Source organism: Mycobacterium arosiense ATCC BAA-1401 = DSM 45069 (assembly GCF_002086125.1).
GTDB classification, from domain to species: domain Bacteria; phylum Actinomycetota; class Actinomycetes; order Mycobacteriales; family Mycobacteriaceae; genus Mycobacterium; species Mycobacterium arosiense.
Window position 1 is genome coordinate 1 of sequence record NZ_MVHG01000217.1, and the last position, 908, is coordinate 908.

Here is a 908-nt window from a genome sequence, read left to right on the forward strand (position 1 = left end):
ATGCTCAGGACGAGGGGTTTGGCGATTTCTCATCCTGCCGCCGAAGGACCCGTCCTCCTCACATCCCGACCATGCCGACGTCTACAACGTCATGACCCGCAACAGCTAGCTCATCCAGTCGGCGGAGCCGTCGTTCTTCTTGTATGAGCCCCCGCTGGAGTTCTTCACGACGATGGGGTCACCAGGACCGAAGTTGTCGAAGAACCACTTGGCGTTGGACGGGCTGATGTTGATGCAGCCGTGGCTGACGTCGCGCTTGCCCTGGTCGTCCACCGACCACGGCGCGCTGTGCACGTAGTCGCCCACGTTGTCGAAGCGGACCGCGTCCTCCACCGTCACCTTGTAGCCGTAGGTCGAGTTGACCGGCACGCCGTAGGTCGAGGAGTCCATCACCACCGACGCCTTCTTGTCCTGCACGTAGTAGGTGCCGTTGGGGGTTTGGTGGTTGCCCGACGTCATGCCCATCGACATCGGGAAGGTCTTCTCCACGGTGCCGTTGCGGGTGACGGTCAGCTGGTGCGTGGCGTCGTCGGCGGTGGCGATCAGCGTGTCGCCGGTCTGGAAGGTGGACACGGTGCCGCCGGCGTCGACCGTCACCGCGGTGTGGGCGGGCCAGAAGTTGATCGGCCGCCAGCGCAGCTGCGTCGGGGTCATCCAGTAGAACTTGCCCGGTACCGGCGGCACCGACGAGACGTGCACGGCGGCGATAGCCGCGTCGGCGTTCTCAACCGTGCCCGGGAAGTTGATGATGATCGGCTGGCCCACGCCCACAGTCGAGCCGCTCTTCGGGACGAACGACGGCGGCCCGAACGGCGCTGTGCCGGTGAATGGCGTGTTGTTCTGCCCGTCGGCCGGGGCCGCGGCGGGTTGCGCGCCCGGGGGAACCCACGGCGGGGGCGCCGGCGGGT

The 908-nt window shown here is 66.7% G+C and carries 1 protein-coding gene; it reads right to left on the bottom strand.

Annotated elements, in window-relative coordinates; translation table 11 throughout:
• Nucleotides 1–105: 105 nt before the first annotated feature.
• Nucleotides 106–908, bottom strand: an 803-nt coding sequence (locus BST14_RS28155; protein WP_083067498.1) for a L,D-transpeptidase, incomplete at its 5' end; no start/stop codon positions are given.